The organism is Pontibacter sp. GD13 (assembly GCF_058216355.1).
Genome location: NZ_JBYZMQ010000010.1, coordinates 65,305 through 81,458, shown reverse-complemented (window position 1 = coordinate 81,458; position 16,154 = coordinate 65,305). Strand labels below are relative to the sequence as shown.

10 protein-coding genes are annotated in these 16,154 nt (G+C 54.2%); 4 read left to right on the top strand and 6 right to left on the bottom strand.

From position 1 onward, the window contains the following. Positions 1 to 22 precede the first annotated feature (22 nt). Positions 23 to 1,429: an HTTM domain-containing protein gene (locus tag AC4BAN_RS13790; protein ID WP_490564989.1), complete on the top strand. Its 1,407-nt coding sequence runs from the start codon at positions 23 to 25 to the stop codon at positions 1,427 to 1,429. Here the strand turns inward: AC4BAN_RS13790 and AC4BAN_RS13785 are convergent. Beyond that, positions 1,426 to 3,840 carry a TonB-dependent receptor gene (locus AC4BAN_RS13785; protein ID WP_490564988.1) on the bottom strand — a complete coding sequence of 805 codons (2,415 nt, stop codon included), beginning with the start codon at positions 3,838 to 3,840 and terminating at the stop codon, positions 1,426 to 1,428. The two genes, AC4BAN_RS13790 and AC4BAN_RS13785, sit on opposite strands and share 4 nt — an antisense overlap. A 223-nt stretch (positions 3,841 to 4,063) precedes the next feature. On the opposite strand from AC4BAN_RS13785, the gene AC4BAN_RS13780 reads away from it, so the two are divergent. Then, positions 4,064 to 4,516: a hypothetical protein gene (locus AC4BAN_RS13780; RefSeq protein WP_490564987.1), complete on the top strand. Its 453-nt coding sequence runs from the start codon at positions 4,064 to 4,066 to the stop codon at positions 4,514 to 4,516. A 184-nt stretch (positions 4,517 to 4,700) separates the two neighbouring features. Here the strand turns inward: AC4BAN_RS13780 and AC4BAN_RS13775 are convergent, their stop codons facing one another. From AC4BAN_RS13775 to AC4BAN_RS13765, 3 genes are all read right to left on the bottom strand, one after another. Next, entirely contained in the window at positions 4,701 to 7,898 is a 3,198-nt protein-coding gene (locus tag AC4BAN_RS13775) for a VPS10 domain-containing protein (protein ID WP_490564986.1), read from the bottom strand. Positions 7,899 to 8,127: 229 nt separating this feature from the next. Beyond that, a complete protein-coding gene (locus tag AC4BAN_RS13770; RefSeq protein ID WP_490564985.1) occupies positions 8,128 to 9,000 on the bottom strand; it encodes a dienelactone hydrolase family protein in 873 nt (290 codons plus the stop codon). A 55-nt stretch (positions 9,001 to 9,055) separates the two neighbouring features. Next, complete coding sequence (locus AC4BAN_RS13765; protein WP_490564984.1) at positions 9,056 to 9,859, bottom strand: NYN domain-containing protein; 804 nt, start codon at positions 9,857 to 9,859, stop codon at positions 9,056 to 9,058. Positions 9,860 to 10,080: 221 nt separating this feature from the next. Here AC4BAN_RS13765 and AC4BAN_RS13760 point away from each other — a divergent pair, with 221 nt between their 5' ends. Beyond that, positions 10,081 to 11,052 carry a DUF1028 domain-containing protein gene (locus AC4BAN_RS13760; protein WP_490565067.1) on the top strand — a complete coding sequence of 324 codons (972 nt, stop codon included), beginning with the start codon at positions 10,081 to 10,083 and terminating at the stop codon, positions 11,050 to 11,052. Positions 11,053 to 11,179: 127 nt separating this feature from the next. Beyond that, complete coding sequence (locus AC4BAN_RS13755) at positions 11,180 to 12,607, top strand: M20/M25/M40 family metallo-hydrolase (protein ID WP_490564983.1); 1,428 nt, start codon at positions 11,180 to 11,182, stop codon at positions 12,605 to 12,607. Positions 12,608 to 12,704: 97 nt separating this feature from the next. Here the strand turns inward: AC4BAN_RS13755 and AC4BAN_RS13750 are convergent, their stop codons facing one another. Both AC4BAN_RS13750 and AC4BAN_RS13745 read right to left on the bottom strand, forming a co-directional pair. Continuing rightward, positions 12,705 to 13,709 (bottom strand): PorP/SprF family type IX secretion system membrane protein, encoded by a 1,005-nt coding sequence (locus AC4BAN_RS13750; RefSeq protein WP_490564982.1) that lies wholly within the window; start codon positions 13,707 to 13,709, stop codon positions 12,705 to 12,707. Between the two features lie 6 nt (positions 13,710 to 13,715). Beyond that, the gene (locus tag AC4BAN_RS13745) at positions 13,716 to 16,088 is read right to left on the bottom strand and encodes a T9SS type B sorting domain-containing protein (RefSeq protein ID WP_490564981.1); all 2,373 of its coding nucleotides are present in this window, start codon (positions 16,086 to 16,088) and stop codon (positions 13,716 to 13,718) included. Positions 16,089 to 16,154 lie beyond the last annotated feature (66 nt).

Sequence of the window (16,154 nt, the reverse complement as noted above, 5' to 3'; positions counted from 1 at the left end):
GCCCTAAGCGGCACCTGGCAGCATGAAACAGCTTTTCAAACCCATTTCCATTTACCCGCTTATCTATTTCCGGATCCTGTTCGGGTTACTGATGTTTTGCGAGGGCATTGGGGCCGTGTTGATTGGTTGGGTGCAGGAGCATTACATTGAACCTACCTATACTTTCGGCTACATTGGCCTGGAGTGGATCAGGCCTTTACCGGGGCAGGGTATGATCTTCCTGTACCTGCTGATGGCCCTGCTCGGTTTTTTTATCATGGTTGGGTGGCGCTACAAGCTTACTTCCTTCCTGTTTTTCCTGGCCTTTGGTTACAGTTTCTTCTGCGAGAAAACCCATTATCTCAACCACCATTACCTCATCTTTCTGATCAGCGGACTGATGGTGCTGCTGCCGGCGCACCGGAAATTGTCGTGGGATGTGCGCCGTCAGCCGGAACTGGAGCGGGACGTAGCCCCGCAGTGGACACTTTGGCTGTTTCGGGTGCAGATACTGCTGGTTTACTTTTATGCCGGTGTTGCCAAGCTGCAGCCCGACTGGCTGGCAGCCAGGTCGGTGAGCATCTGGATGGCGAATAAAACCCACTTTTATGTGATTGGACCCTACCTGAACACCGATTTCACCATTTGGATGATCGTGTGGGGGGGCGTGCTGTTTGATTTTTCGATTGGCTTTTTACTGCTGTGGCCCCGCACACGCCTGGTGGCTTTCTGGGTAGCTTTTGTGTTTCATGTGTTCAACTCCGCCGTGTTCCATGTGGGGGTATTCCCGTATTTTATGATAGCGGCCAATGTGCTCTTTTTCCGGCCAGACGAGATTGCCCGCTGGTTTTTCAGGGTGCGCGTTACGAAAGAGACAGTGGCAAATGCCGAATTAAAACTACCGGTGCTGCAGCGCCGCTTGGCGGCTGCCTTCTTTTGCATTTACCTGTTTTACCAGTTGGTGTTTCCGCTACGGCACTTTTTTATACCCGGCGATGTGAACTGGACCGAGGAAGGGCACCGCTTCGCGTGGCGCATGATGCTGCGCACCAAGTCGGGGCGGGTAAACTACAGGGTGATAAACCCGGCTACGCACGAGATCTTCTACGCCTGGCCCGGAAAGTATTTAACCGAAGATCAGCAGGGGGAGTTAAGCGACCACCCGGATATGATCTGGCAGTTTGCGCAGTTCATTAAGCAGGAATACGAACGGCAGGGCATCCGGCACCCGGAAGTTTACGCGCATTCCAGCCTAAGCCTGAACGGGTATCCTGCACACCCGCTCGTAGACCCTCATGTTAATCTGGCAGCCATCCCTTACACCTGGGGCGCTAAGCACTGGGTAATGCCAAGGCCCGAGGCCGCTGGCTGGCCCTGGCAAAGGAACCCGCCCCTTAACCCGGAGAAGCAAGCCGCCCAACCGGGCGATGCCCTGAAAAGCGCTCCCTAGAAGTTACCCCGAACCGTCAGCACCAGGTTTCTGCCCGGTGCACTGATGCCGGACGCGAAAACGCGGTAATACCTGTCTGTGATGTTTTCAAGGGCGGCCTGTACTTGCAGGTGCGGCATGAGTTGGTAAGCCGTGCGCAGGTTCAAAGTATACCACGCGGGCATTCCCTGCGGTGTGGCGTATTGCAGGTTATCCTCCCCGTTCGGATTATAGTCTTCCAGTTTTTTTGCGCCGTTGTACAGGGCAAAGAACTCCGCGCGGAGGCGCTTTACCTGCAGGTGAATGCTGGTGCGCCCAAACAGCGGAGGCACATGATCCAGGGGTATGTCACCTTCAGCTTCCTGAATTTGGCCATACGTGTAGTTTAGCGATGAACGCAGGCTCAAGGCATTGGTAACATCTGCTTTCAGGCTGGCGCTGTAACCGTAAACATATGCTTTTCCCGCATTCACATTGGCCGTAACCTGGCTGCGCTGCCCTTCATACAGCACAGAATCCTGACTATTCAGCAAAAAAGGCTGCGTTGTAATAGCATCGCGGTACCAGGTGCGGTAGCCTACCAGTTCCAGGTGCAGGCGCTGCTGTATACTTTTCGATACGCTGGCCTCCAGGTTATAAGTATGCTCCGGGCGCAGGTTCGGGTTGGGCACAATCACGTTGCCCGGCGAGGAGTCGAACACTTTGCTTAGGTCATCTACGTTCGGAACCCGGAAGCCCGTAGAACCCAATACGCTCAGCCGCCAGCCGTTGCCGGGCAAAAGCACTGCGCCTGCATTGCCCGAAAGGGCCTGGTTGCGCTGCTCCAGCCTATCCTCCAGAAAAGGGAAGAAACTCTTGTCGTGGAACCGGGCATCCAAGCCGGTATATGTATAGCGCAGGCCCTGGCTCAGGATCAGCCAGGGTTTCACATCCCAGGTATGGGTAAAATACGCTGCGGCGCTGTGCATGCTGGCGCCGCCATCGGGGTAGCGGGTGCTGCGTGGCTGACTCGCCCCGGTTACGATGTTGAGCGTGTTTGCCTCTGAGTTGACACGGTTATAGGTTGTCTCCATGCCGTACTGCAGGCGGTGCAGGTTCAGGTTTTTGCTTAGGTCCGCGTTCAGGCTAAACACTTGCACCTTCTCTGTTTGGTTGGATAAGGTGCTTTTACCGAAGCGGCGGTTGTGCCTGCTTTCCTCAAGCCATTGGTAAGCGGTAGTCAGGCGGCTCTCGTCGTAGAGGGCTGTGCTGCGGTTGTTTGCAAAAGTATAGGCGGCCAGCAAGCGTTTCTGCGGACCATAGTACCAGGCAGCATACTTCAGCTTATCCCCCGAGAACTCTGTCAGCCGGTCGTAGCGGGGCACGTCGGTACTGGTGCTCAGCTGCAGGTTTAAAGTATGGCTGCTGTAATCGTTTGGTTTGAACAATACCTTTTGCAGCACATCATACTGGGTATAGCCTGTGGGGCGCTGCACGTTGGGGTCAGGATTTACCAGCATGGTATCCCTGCCCGCTATGCTGGCGGCGTAAAAGTTGCGCAGGCCCAGGTCACCGTATTCACTCGGACGGTTATCGCCCTGGCGCAGGTTGCCGAAGTCGGAGGCGGTGATGCTTGTCAGGCTGCCCCACCTCCGGCGCCCATAGTTAAACTGGGCGTGCAGGGTTTTCTCATTCATAGCCGAGCCGTAACGGGCAAAGGCACTGCCGCTTACCTGCTGGCCGGTGTCGCCGGCAGCGAGCGTGGGCTGCAGCGTGTGGAAATGCAGCACGCCCCCCAGCGCATCGGAGCCATAGATGACGGAGGCCGGGCCAAACACCACCTCCATACGCTCCAGCATGCTGTTATCCAGTGTGATGATGTTCTGCAAATGGCCACCCCGGTAAATGGCGTTGTTCAGGCGCACGCCATCCACCACCAGCAGCACCTTGTTGGCCTCAAAGCCGCGCAGGATCGGGCTGCCCCCACCCAACTGGCTTTTTTGCACCAGCACCTGGCCGGTTTGCTGCAGCACCTCGGCAGTGGTGGGCTGGCTCATAAAATGCAGCTCCCTGCGGGTAAGCACCTCCACCTGCTGGGGCACCAGCTGTTGCTGCTCGGCGAATGGGCCTACCGATACCACCACCTCGTTCAGGTTATGGCTCTGCTGGGCCAGCAAGACCTCATACTGCTGCTCGCGCAGCTGCGCCGCTGTCAGGGTGCGGGTCTGATAACCGACAAAACTGAAACGCAGCGGTGCAGCCTGCTGTAGGGTGGCCGGAAGCACCACCTTACCCGAAGCGTCTGTTTGCGTGGTGCCGGTGCTATCTCCGAACGAGACCTGCACCCCGGCCAGAGGGGTAAAGGTGGTTTTATCCAGTACTTTTATGGTTTGCGCCTGTAAAAGGTGGGCAAGGAGAAGTAGGGGGAGTAGTAAACCCAGTCCTTTTTTCATCGTGTTCTTTTGAGGTTATGATCAGTATTTAGAAGTAATCGAACTCTATAAGTGCTGTTTACATCACCCAATTTCTGATAATGCAGCCATATTTCCAATTTAACATACCAGAAGCTGCCAAATTAACGTTTTAACACAAAATTGCACGTTTTTTTGTGCTGACTTGCAACCAAATGCCCTGTTGTGGACTCTAATAAGAAATGCCACCTGTAAACCTGGACCCATGCTAAACTACATATACCCCCTTGCGCTCGCGCTGATGTTTTGGCAATGCGCTGACACAGCCGCACAACTGTCTGATAAAGTGGTGCCGTTTGGGCAGACCTTTCTGCTGGGGCAGCACGAGCAGGTGAAAGTGGTGGGAGAGGGCGAGCCCCTGACCTTAAAGTTTACCGCCCTTACCGACTCGCGCTGCCCGAAAGACGTTACATGCGTTTGGGCTGGCAATGCCACGGTTACATTGCTGGCCTCCAACGCACAGGAAACAGCCCAGGAGTTGCAGCTGTGCCTCGGCGACTGCCGACCTGATCCGTTTCGCAGCGAGCATGCCATCACCACGTCTGTGGGCGGGGTTGCCTACCTCATTACCCTGACAGAGGTAAGACCTTATCCGGCTCAGTCAAAAAGTGATGTAAAGAAAGAGGCGAAGCTAAAGGTGCAGCTCGCCACAGAATAACCCCATCGCCCTGTGAACCAAATGCTCCTGCTTTTTTACCAGTTAATGGATGCCTTGCGCAAACGCTAGCATGGCGCAAGGCGTATGCATGTTTCTGGCACGTCAGGCAAAGCGGTAAAGGGTATAAACAGCAAAAGGCACCTGCTACATCCGTAACAGGTGCCTTTTGCTATACTTTAAATTTTTACTCTACTGAAGATGTTGGCGTGGTCTCAGTTTTTTTATCCCCTTTCTTTTGCACGCTGATAAAGTCAACGCCTTTTTGTTGGATCTGCTTGTTGAGGGCAGGCACTTCCTGCTCTTTCACTTTTTTGAGCGCGTTTAGCTGTGCATCAATCTGCTCTGTGATCTCTTTCTTAAAGGCGTAGGCTTGTTCCGTTGGACGATAGTCGCCGGTACTCACCTGGCCTACCAGGTTGGCCAGCTTATTGTTCAAACGAATCGGAAAATTGAGCGGATCCTGCCCACTGCGGTTTTTTGTCTGGTAGAGCGCTTCCTCGATCTTGGTGATCTTCTGCTCGATGCCGTTGGCCTGCTCGATCAGTTCTTTGTACTCACCCTGGCTTTTCAGATTCCCGGTTAATGTCTTCAGCTGGCCGCGCATAGTGCGGATGTCTTTGATCGCCTCGTGCGTCTCGTCCAGCTTGTTGCGCACGTCCATCAGAAACGTGAACTGTGCCTCTAAATCCGCCTGACTGGTTTTGGTGCGCGGGTCCTGCAGTATCCTGAAGTCCGTTTGCTGGCTTTCTTTGTTCAGGGTCAGCTTAGCGGTATACTTCCCGGGCACGGCTTTAGGCCCCTGTGTGCCGCCTCCCCACAGAATGAGGCCGTCGAATTTACTGGCTTCCGAGTAACGCATATCCCATACAAAGCGATTCAGGCCTTCCTTAGTCTCCAGCTTCTCTTTCTTCTCTTTGGCATTGCTGGTATAGCTACGGATCAGCTTGCCGTTCTGGTCCATGATCTCGAGTTTCAACACCGTGGTCGTGTCCAGCTTGTCGGACAGGTAATAATACACCATCACGCCGCCCGGGTGGTTTTGGCCGGCGGTTTTCGAATCGCCCCTGCTGCCACCGTCCAGTTTATAGCTGTCCTGGGGGGTGTAGAGGTGGAATTTGCTGCTGGCTACTTCCTTGTTCAGCTGGTGTAGCGGCGTCAGGTCGTCTATCAGCCAAAAGCTGCGGCCTTGTGTGGCGGCGATCAGGTTGTCGTTTTTAATGGTCAGATCGGTGATGGGCACAATTGGCAGGTTCAGCTGAAAGGGCTGCCAGCTCTGCCCGTCGTTAAAGGAGATGTACATACCATCCTCTGTGCCTGCATACAGCAAGCCAGGGCGCTTCGGATCGGCCCGCAGCACACGGGTGAAGTGCTCGTCCGGAATGCCATTGGTGATCTTTGTCCAGGTTTTGCCGTAGTCAGTGGTCTTGTACAGGTAGGGCCTGAAGTCGCCGGACTTATACATGGTGGCCGCTAGGTAGGCGCCGCCTTTCAGGGTTGGGTGGGGGTCGATGGAGTTAACCATGATCCACTCAGGCATGTTTTTGGGCGTTACGTTTGTCCAGTTCTTGCCACCATCGCGGGTAACATGCACCAGGCCATCATCCGAGCCTGTCCAGATCACGCCAGGCTCCAGTGCCGATTCGTTAATGGCGAAAATAGTGCCGTAGTACTCTACGCTGGTATTGTCTTTGGTGATGGGGCCACCCGATGGAACAAGCCGGGCCGAGTCGTTTCGTGTCAGGTCCGGGCTAATGGTCTCCCACGACTGCCCTTCGTTTGTGGTAACGTGCAGGTGGTTGGAGGCCGTGTAAAGCTTGTTGGGGTCGTTGGGCGAGAACAGGATCGGGAAGTTCCACTGGAACCTGTACTTCATGGCTGCCGCACCGTGACCCATCGGGTTATCGGGCCACACATTAATAATGCGTTCCTGGCCGTTGCTGTGGTTCACCCTGGACAGGAAGCCCCCGTAGTTGCCGCCATATACAATCTCAGGGTTAAGCGGGTCTACGGCGAGGTGTGCACTTTCAGCGCCGGCGGTCTCCTCCCAGTCGTTGTCGGTAATGGCATAGCTGGCGGAGCGGTGTGCGATGCGCACGGTGGAGTTATCCTGCTGCGCCCCATAAATGCGGTAAGGGAAATGGTTGTCGGTGGTTACGCGGTAAAACTGGCCGGTGGGTTGGTTGTAGTAGGTGCTCCAGTTCATGCCGCCATCCGAGGTCACCTGCGCGCCTCCGTCGTCCGCAATGATCATACGCGACGTGTTTTCCGGGGCAATCCAGAGGTCATGGTGGTCCCCGTGCGGGGCGTTGTCTGCGGTAAAGGTCTTGCCGGCGTCCTTGCTCGTGTGGTACGACACATTCATCACGTAAACCATGTCCTCGTCCTTCGGATCGGCATAGATGCGGGTATAATACCAGGCGCGCTGGCGCAGGTCGCGGTCATCATTCACTTTCTTCCAGGTGGCGCCACTGTCGTCGGAGCGGAAAAGGCCGCCTTCTTCCGCCTCTATCAGGGCATACACCCGTTCGTGCTTCACCGGCGATACGGCGACGCCAATAATGCCCAGGGTGCCTTTAGGCAGGCCCTCGTTCTGCGACAGGTCCTTCCAGTTCTCACCGCTGTCGGTGCTTTTCCAGATGCCGGAGCCCGGGCCCCCGGACAGCAGGCTGTGCGGGGTGCGGCGGATGTTCCAGGTTGTGGCGTACAGGTGTCTGGGGTTTACAGGATCGATGACCAGATCTACGGCCCCGGCATCCTTGCTGACGTAGAGCACCTTTTTCCAGTTCTTCCCGCCATCAACACTTTTAAAAACACCACGCTCCTCGTTCGGTTTGTATAAATTTCCCATGGCAGCCACATACACGACATCGGGGTTGTGGGGGTGAATGCGGATACGGCCTATATGCCTGGAGTCTTCAAGGCCGATGTGTGTCCAGGTTTTACCGGCATCCACAGACTTCCAGATGCCGTGGCCCGAGGATACATTGCCGCGCACGGTGCTCTCTCCCTGGCCTACATAAATCACATTCGGGTCTGCCTCGCTAACGGCCACAGCGCCGATGGAGCCCCCGAAAAAGCCATCAGAAATGTTTTCCCAGGTTGCCCCGCCGTCGGTGGTACGCCATACCCCGCCGCCTGTCGCGCCCATGTAGTATAGGTTTGGCTTGCCCGGCACGCCGGTAACCGAGGCTGAGCGGCCACCACGGTACGGACCGATAGAGCGCCAGGTAAGTCCGTTATAAAGTTTGGCATCGTAGGGGGCGGCGGCTTCCTTTTGCTTGCCACGCGAGCGCTGCTTTTGCGCCATACCTGCCGGCGAGGCCAGTGCCAATGCCAGCAGCAGGCAGGCCAGCGAGGTAGTTCTCTGTAATATCCTGTTCATACTTTCCATTTAAGTAATTCGCCAGTTTGGTTCACTTTAAGGCAAGGAGTTAAGAAGAATTAGCTAGAAATGCAAGTTGTTTAGGATCAGGAGCCAACGGGTACCGCGATGGGGAATAATTTGTAAGACCTCACAGTGGCCGCTCCTTTCGCCGATAGGGGTTAAGGTTGCACCTGCTGTGAGGTCTTATAACCAAACTGGCTCTTGTTCTGTTAATCCTGGCCCTGAGTTAGTGCAAGTGTTTTTTGATAAACTCTACGGCTAATTTGTGTGCTTCCTCGGCAAATTCGGCTTTATACTTGGGGTTGCTTGGGTTAGCGAAGGCATGGTCGGCATCATACATTTTTACTGTTAGCTTCTCACCGGCTTTTTTCATGTTCTGCTCAAACGTTTCCACTACTTTTGGGGTGATCCATTTATCCTGGCTGGCGAATATTCCCAACACCGGTGCGTCCAGCTTTTTCAGGCGATCTACATTTTCCTCGGGCATGCCATAGTACATAACGACTGCCTCTGCTCTGTCGCCGGCCAGCATAGCGGTTTGCAGGGACCACCCGCCGCCAAAGCACCAGCCAATAGTGGCAATGTCGGCATCTTTGCCAGCGCGCGCCAATGCGCCGTTAATTATGGCTTTCGCTCTTTCCTCCGAAACGCCCTGCATGTATTGGCCGGCCTGTTCCTGGGTAGTGGCCACTTTGCCATCGTATAAATCAAGGGCAAGCACATTTACGTTACCGAGTTCCTGCGCCAGCCGCTGGGCTTCTTTCTTGATGTAGTCGTTCAGTCCCCACCACTCATGGATCACGAAAACATAATGATCCGTTTTCTTTTTGGCCTTTATCTCGTAAGCGCTGGCCGTTTTACCGTCAGGGGTTTTATACGTCACCATTTCGCCGGTTTGCCCGTGCAGTCGAAAGGGTAGCGGGTTCTCGTGTTTTTCCTTAAAGGCCTCGTCCTGGCTTAGCGCGGCGAATCTGGCCGTGGACGTTGTGGACTGGGAGGCGTCAGTTGCGGGTTTGGCGCAGCAGGCCATTTTAGTTTGGGCTTTTGTCGTCATGGTAATCAACAAACAAAGTACCACTGAAAGCAGGATTTTTTTCATGATAAGGAGATTTTTTGGTTTCACTGCACGTTATACTTCTGCTTAACCAGCAGGTTTATACTTTGTTTGCCGCCTGCTCCTGGCTCTTCTTTCTGGGTCTGCCCGTTCGGAGCTTCTCTTTTAATTTAACATATACTGCCGATGGGCCTTTGTCATCTTCCTTTCGGATGGTGAACAGGTCTTTTTTTGCCTTGATCAGTTGCAAAAGCTGCCCGTAACCGAAAGTTCTTGGGTCAAAGCTGGGGTCTAGCTGGCGCAGGTTGGTGCCAATGGCCCCCAGGTGCGCCCAGCCATCCTCATCCGCCGACATCACGAAGGCTTCTTTCAGGAGCGGGTTCGGATTTGGCCTGGCAGCACCGTTTTCCACGCCCTTGCCAGCTTCGGCAATCTTGCGTTCATCAATGTCATCAGTCAGGTTCTCGGTAAAGATGAACACGTTACAGGCATTCACAAATGGCTTTGGCGTTTTGCGCTGGCCGATACCCATCACAAAAATGCCTTCCTCCCGTATCCGGGTACCCAGGCGGGTGTAGTCGCTATCCGACGACACGATGCAGAAGCCATCCACGAGCTCACTGTGCAGTAGGTCCATGGCGTCGATGATCAGGGCGCTGTCTGTCGCGTTTTTACCGACGGTGTACCGAAATTGCTGGATAGGCTGTATGGCGTGGTTATTCAGGCAGTCTTTCCAGCCGTTCATCTGTGGGGTGGTCCAGTCGCCGTATATCCTGCGGATGGTGGGGGAGCCATACTTACCTGCCTCTGCCAGTATTTTCACGATCAGGCTGGGCTGTGCATTATCACCATCTATTAGCATGGCCATGCGGGACGGCCTGTTTTCATGTGTTCTGTTTTTCATGTATAAGGGGTTTAATGGGCCGCAGCATCGGCAGCCGGATTCTGGTAGAGGGTTATAACATAGGTATACTGCTATTCTTGCCAGAAGTTATAAATAGGCTCCCCGGTGGGGCTTGGTTTAAACTCTGCTTTTTTATACGTACTTTGTATTACGAAATCTTTTGTATCCAAATTTTACTTTATCAAACTCATATGCAACAATTTAAACTTATACTTTGTGTGATGGTGGCACTGATGGCATGTTCAGGAACGGTGAAGGCGCAGGTGTTTAAGGCAGCCGAGCCTTTGGCGCACACCTATTCTATCGTGGCGCGCGATGCGAAGACCGGCGAAATGGCCGTGGGCGTGCAGAGCCACTGGTTCTCAGTGGGTACTGCCGTGCCCTGGGCCGAGGCCGGGGTGGGGGTTGTGGCCACGCAATCTTTTGTCAATAAATCTTTCGGGCCCCGCGGCCTTGCCCTGCTAAAAGAGGGGAAGACCCCAGAAGAAGCACTGGCTATACTTCTGGCCGATGACGAGGGCCGGGAAGTGCGGCAGGTGTCTATTCTGGATGCACAGGGTCGGGTGGCGACGCACACAGGCAAGCAGTGTATCCGGTACGCCGGGCACATCACTGGCCAGAATTTCTCGGTGCAGGCAAACATGATGCTCTCCGATAAAGTATGGCCGGCCATGGCGGAGTCGTTCAAGAAAAGCGAGGGGCTGCCCCTGGCAGAGCGTGTGCTGATGGCCATGCAGGCGGCCCAGGGGGTGGGCGGCGATATTCGTGGGAAGCAGTCGGCGGCGCTGGTGGTGGTGAAAGGAGAAAAGACAGCCCAGCCCTGGGATGATAAGACCATTGACCTGCGCGTGGACGACAGCGATGCCCCGTTGGAGGAACTGGCCAGACTACTAAAGCTGCACCGGGCTTATGAATACATGAACGAAGGCGACCTGGCCATAGAGAAAGCCGACATGCAGCGAGCCATGGATGCCTATGGCAAAGCCGAGACCATGTTTCCAAACAACCTGGAAATGAAGTACTGGCACGCCATCGGGCTGGCAAACAGCGGGCAGGTGGAGGCCGCTTCCAAAATACTGAAGGAAGTATACCGAAAAGATGCAAACTGGCGGGAGCTAACCAGCCGGCTACCCGAAGTAGGACTATTGAGCGTAAGCAAGCCTGATCTGGATAAATTAATGCGCATGAAATAGTGTTTATGCATGCGGTAAGCACTTTTGGATAGTTTCCTGTGTTCAAACTTCCAGGTGCTTCACTATTTTTTGTATCTTGATGCATCAAAAATTTACATCATTCATACCACACCATTAAACTGCGATAATGCTAACCACTAAAAACCTGCGTAGCCTGTTTGTAGCAGCTGCCACTGTGTTGGCTGTGCCTGCCATGGCCCAGCAAAACTATACTGCCGACTCTGTTACCATCGATAGGATCTATGATAGCGCCCTCACCAGTTTTGAAAGCTATGATAACCTGCGCTACCTGACCAAAAACATAGGTGCCCGCTTAAGCGGATCACCTCAGGCGGCGGCGGCTGTGGAGTGGAGCAGGCAGGTGATGGATAAAATGGGTCTGGACCGCGTTTACCTGCAGCCGGTGATGGTGCCGCATTGGGTACGGGGCGATAAAGAGATCGGACGTATCACGAATTCGAAGCTAATCGGCACAGCAAACGCGCCGATCTGTGCGTTGGGTAGCTCGGTGGGAACCGGAGATCACGGGTTAAGTGCCGAAGTGGTGGAGGTGAAGAGCTTTGAGGAGCTGGAGAAACTCGGAAAAAAGAAGGTACAGGGCAAGATCGTTTTCTTTAACCGCCCCTTCGATAACACGCAGGTACAGACAATGGCCGCCTATGGCGGCGCTGTCGATCAGCGTGGTGGTGGCCCGGTGGCGGCAGCCAAACTGGGCGCTGTGGGGGTGCTGGTGCGCTCCATGACGAACGATTTCCAGGATGTACCGCACACAGGAAACACGCGCTACCAGGAAGGCGTGACCAAGATACCGGCGGCGGCCATTAGCACAAACGGGGCGGAGCAGCTCAGCAAACTGCTGAAGAATGACCCAAATCTGAAGTTTTACATGCGCATGACCTGCGAAACCCTTCCCGATGTGCTGTCCTATAATGTCATTGGCGAGATAAAAGGCACAGAGAAACCAGAGGAGATTATTGTGGTTGGCGGCCACCTCGATTCCTGGGACCTGGCAGAAGGCGCCCATGACGATGGTACCGGCATTGTGCAGTCGATAGAGGTGTTGCGTTTAATGAAAGACCTGAACCTGAAGCCGAAGCGCACGATCCGTGCCGTGATGTTTATGAACGAGGAAAACGGCCTGCGTGGCGGCCTGAAGTATGCCGAGGAGGCCAAAGCAAAAGGGGAGAAGCACATTGCCGCCATTGAGTCTGATGCCGGCGGCTTTACCCCGCGCGGTTTTGGGTTAGAGGCATCGGAGGAGCAGCTGAACAAAGTGCTGAGCTGGAAGCCGCTGCTTGCCCCCTACGGTTTGCACGAGATTGGCCCAGGCCATGGCGGATCTGACATTGGCCCGTTGAAAGGGCAGGGCACCGTGGCTTTGATCGGCCTGCACCCTGATTCCCAGCGTTATTTCGATTACCACCACACGCCAATCGATGTGTTCGAAAATGTGAACCGACGTGAGATGCAGCTGGGCGCGGCCTCCATGGCCTCCCTTATCTACCTGATCTCGGAGTATGGACTGGAGGGAGGCCTTGTAAAGGCAGCAAAGTAAACGGGCTTACTAAGCTCTAAAAGCGGCAGGACTGACAGGAGAAAACTGACAGGCCTGCCGCTTTTTGCATGTACTATAACTATTATGTACAAGGTACTTACCAGATCCAGCTGGGGCAAAGCACTTTTCTGCTGTTGTTCAGCTTTAGCCCCAGCACGACTTCGTGCGTGTTGGCACTCACATTGCTGAGCGTTGAGGTGGTGATGTCGTAAGAGTAGCTGGCATCCAGCATGTGGTTGATGTAGATGCCCACCGCGCCGGACATGGCGTCGTGGTGGCGGTAGGAGGCGGCCACCCAAAAGCGTTGGTCGTAGGTCAGTTTGGTATTAAAATCTACCAGCGCGGTGCCGTTCTCGGGCAATTTCACCATCACGGAAGGGGTAAGCGTAACCATATCAGATGTTTTTATCCGGATGCCGCCTGTTGCATAGTAATGCTGCTGCAGGGCCGCTTTAAATCCGTCTTCCTGCGCTGTGGCTTTGCTGCTGAGCAATTGCATGGCAGAAACCCCGGCATAAAAATTTTTAGCGTATAGCCAGAAGCCCAGCCCCAGGTTGCCCCGGTTGGCATTGCCTATGTCCCCGGCTACAAAAGGGTCGTTGGGGGTGAGCAGGTCCAGGGCATCTTTGTTCAGCCGATACTGGATTAAGCCGGCTGTCAGTCCGCTTGCCAGATTAAGCTGGCTGGTAAGCGGCAAATGATAGGCATAGCTCAGGTTCAGGGAGAAGGTGCTCAACAGGCCGGCCTTATCCATTTGGGCGATGGCTCCAATTCCATGATGGGGTTTCACATAAAAGCGGTTGTTTTTGTTTGCCCCCGACTTAGGGGTTGCTCCTTTGTTGCCCATGCTCAGGCGCGGCGCGTTTCTGTCGTTTTTGTTAATGGAGGAATGAATGCTGGTATAGAAACTGGTGGGCGCCCCCTCCAGCCCCACCCACTGGGTGCGGTAGCCAGCCCGCAGATCCCCATAATTCTCTATGCCTGCCACAGCCGGGTTTAAAAGGAAGTTGTTCTGGATATATTGGGTATGTTGCGGCATTTGCTGCGCCGTGGCCGACCAGGTTATAAAAGACAGTAAGCATAGGATGAGAACCTGCTGCATGGCGACTTATTTTATAAGGGTGATACTACCTGCAACCGGCGCTTTATCCATTCCCAGATCTATCACATAGTAATAGGCAGCCATGGGCAATGGGTTACCTTTGTTGGTTCCGTTCCAGGGCACGGCATAGCCTCTGGACTCGAAAACCAGCGAGCCCCACTTGGTGAAGACCTGCACCCGGCAATTTGGGTAGTACTCGATGTTGCGTATCTGCCAGGTGTCGTTCACATTGTCTCCGTTTAACGTTAGCGCATTGGTTGGGGCGATGCGGGGAATTACGGTTAGCGTTATGTCATCAGTATAGACACAGCCGTTGGCAGACCTAACCGTAACTGTATAGGTAGTGGTTTGTTGCGGCCTGGCAATGGGGTTGGGTATATTGGGGTCTGACAACCCGGTTGCTGGGGACCAGGTATACGTTTTACCGCCCTTTGCGCTGAGCCCCGCCACACTTCCCTGGATCAGGGTCAGGTCTTCGCCAGCAGAGGGCTGAATCAGCTCCTCCAACACTTTTACGGTCTCACTCACGCTTTCATCGCATTTGCCTGATGTTACCCGCCTTCTGTACCAAGCCGTTGTGTGCAGCAGCGGGGGGGTGTAATGCTGTTGGTTGTTTACACCGGAAGCGGGTACGAACATGTCTTTTGCGTTGGAGGTGCACACTTCCCAGGCATACACAAAGGGCCCTCGTCCTCCGGTAGGCACACTGCCGACAAGCGGTTTTGGGCTATCACCCAAGCAAACTACCTGTTCCCCGGAAATCGTGTTATTGGCCACCGGATAGGTTTTGGTGGTTACCTCAAAAAGGGTTGTTCTCGTGATCTGGTTGCCGCAAAAACTTGACGTAACGCTAAACTCAATCTGGTAGGCGTGCTGCTTTACCGTTTCGCAATCTATTTGCCAGGTAAATGCTGCTGTCGCCTGGCCTTTGCCCGAGGTGGAATCAAATTTTATGTTCTGGGAGGCTAGATCAAAGTTTTTACCTTTGGCCGATAGGGTTACCTCATCATTATCCGGGTCTTTGCCGATAACATCAAAACGAAGCACGTCACCCTCCGATACCTCAACCACCTTTGCGGGGCTCGAAAGCGAGATGGAGGGTGGATAATTTGGGGTGGGCTCCACCATCAGGCTTAGCCGGAGCGTGTCCTGGCGGGGGAGGCTGCATCCGTTGTCGCCTTCATCGCTCACGATCAGGTCGAGCAGGTAAATTCCACCTTTGGTGTCAAAACAGGGATCGAGGCAGAGGGTTGCCTCCAACACCTCGTCCTGGTTTCCGGTGTTTACTACGCCGGTTAAGTTTCCTGCTAAACTGAAATAGGGATTATCGAAGTTAACGGGTTTGGCCTGCAGGGAGATTGGCTCCCCTTCATCGGGGTCTGTAAAAGTCACCTTGAGGCAGCGGGCATCGTTAGGGCCGATCCGCAATACCTGGCCCTGCCGGTATAGCTGCGAGCTGCCCGGCACTAAGGCCGACACCTGAGGTGTCTCGTTGCGGTGGCAGGCTTTCACCAATAACTGGAAATCTCTTCTCACCTCTCCAATCTTTATGCCGTTCCGGTACTCCTGGCAGCGCACTCCAAACACAAACAGGCCCAGGCTTTTGGGTCGCACCGTTAGCCTTCCTGTCGTTCGGTCTATGTTTAAGGCGGGTGTGCCCTGTATCTGGTTCAGCCTGTCGTAGCCGGACAGCCACTTAATTTCCGGGTAAGGGGCCGGGGAAGCAGGCGGCACGGCATCCCTGCCTGGTGTGCTATGCCCATTCAGGGGAGTAACCAGGTCATACACCAGTTCGTCCCCGTCGGCATCGGTGCTCCCGAAATCAAAGTAAAAAAGCTCCCCCACACAGGCATAATCGCTGGGAGGGGCGGAGAGGCGAGGAGAAGAGTTTTTGAAGAAAGCACCGTTTTGCCGTACAGCAGGAAACTCCATATAAAAGGTAGTACCCGCATCCCCGGGCGTTTCTATGTTGCTGATAGGCGGATTGCGGCAGCAAATCTCAGAAGTAACATAATAGCCGTTAGGGCTGGTGTAGATGGCAGGGTCCAGGTAAACATCCTCGGAATAGACGATCCTGGAGGTTTTCAGCTCGCTGGTGGTGCAGCCCACATTGGTATAACTGATAGCGGACTCTGAGCGCATCGGCAGAACAAGGGCCTTTATGGAGCGGTTGGTGCCCTTCTCAAAAATACCAACCCGCACCAGCCTGTCTTTCCTTTTAGGGTCGCCGTGGATATCGTCGAAGTATAGGTTGAGCGTAATTCTATAGGTATAGCCCGACAAGTACTGCATCTCGAAGTCGCCGCCCACAATGTGGGTGGCAAAAGCGTTGGAGCACAAACATATTAAAAGGAGCAGGAGAAGTATCGGTCGCTTCATCCGTTACAATGCTAAGAGGATTACCTATTAATATGTGAAACGTAATGAAATGAATCGAGTTTAAGA

Bases quoted from the DNA above. Each gene is read 5' to 3' on its own strand.
- AC4BAN_RS13790 (WP_490564989.1), top strand. From the start codon at position 23: ATGAAACAGCTTTTCAAACCCATTTCCATTTACCCGCTTATCTATTTC.
- AC4BAN_RS13785 (WP_490564988.1), bottom strand. From the start codon at position 3,840: ATGAAAAAAGGACTGGGTTTACTACTCCCCCTACTTCTCCTTGCCCAC.
- AC4BAN_RS13780 (WP_490564987.1), top strand. From the start codon at position 4,064: ATGCTAAACTACATATACCCCCTTGCGCTCGCGCTGATGTTTTGGCAA.
- AC4BAN_RS13775 (WP_490564986.1), bottom strand. From the start codon at position 7,898: ATGAACAGGATATTACAGAGAACTACCTCGCTGGCCTGCCTGCTGCTG.
- AC4BAN_RS13770 (WP_490564985.1), bottom strand. From the start codon at position 9,000: ATGAAAAAAATCCTGCTTTCAGTGGTACTTTGTTTGTTGATTACCATG.
- AC4BAN_RS13765 (WP_490564984.1), bottom strand. From the start codon at position 9,859: ATGAAAAACAGAACACATGAAAACAGGCCGTCCCGCATGGCCATGCTA.
- AC4BAN_RS13760 (WP_490565067.1), top strand. From the start codon at position 10,081: ATGGTGGCACTGATGGCATGTTCAGGAACGGTGAAGGCGCAGGTGTTT.
- AC4BAN_RS13755 (WP_490564983.1), top strand. From the start codon at position 11,180: ATGCTAACCACTAAAAACCTGCGTAGCCTGTTTGTAGCAGCTGCCACT.
- AC4BAN_RS13750 (WP_490564982.1), bottom strand. From the start codon at position 13,709: ATGCAGCAGGTTCTCATCCTATGCTTACTGTCTTTTATAACCTGGTCG.
- AC4BAN_RS13745 (WP_490564981.1), bottom strand. From the start codon at position 16,088: ATGAAGCGACCGATACTTCTCCTGCTCCTTTTAATATGTTTGTGCTCC.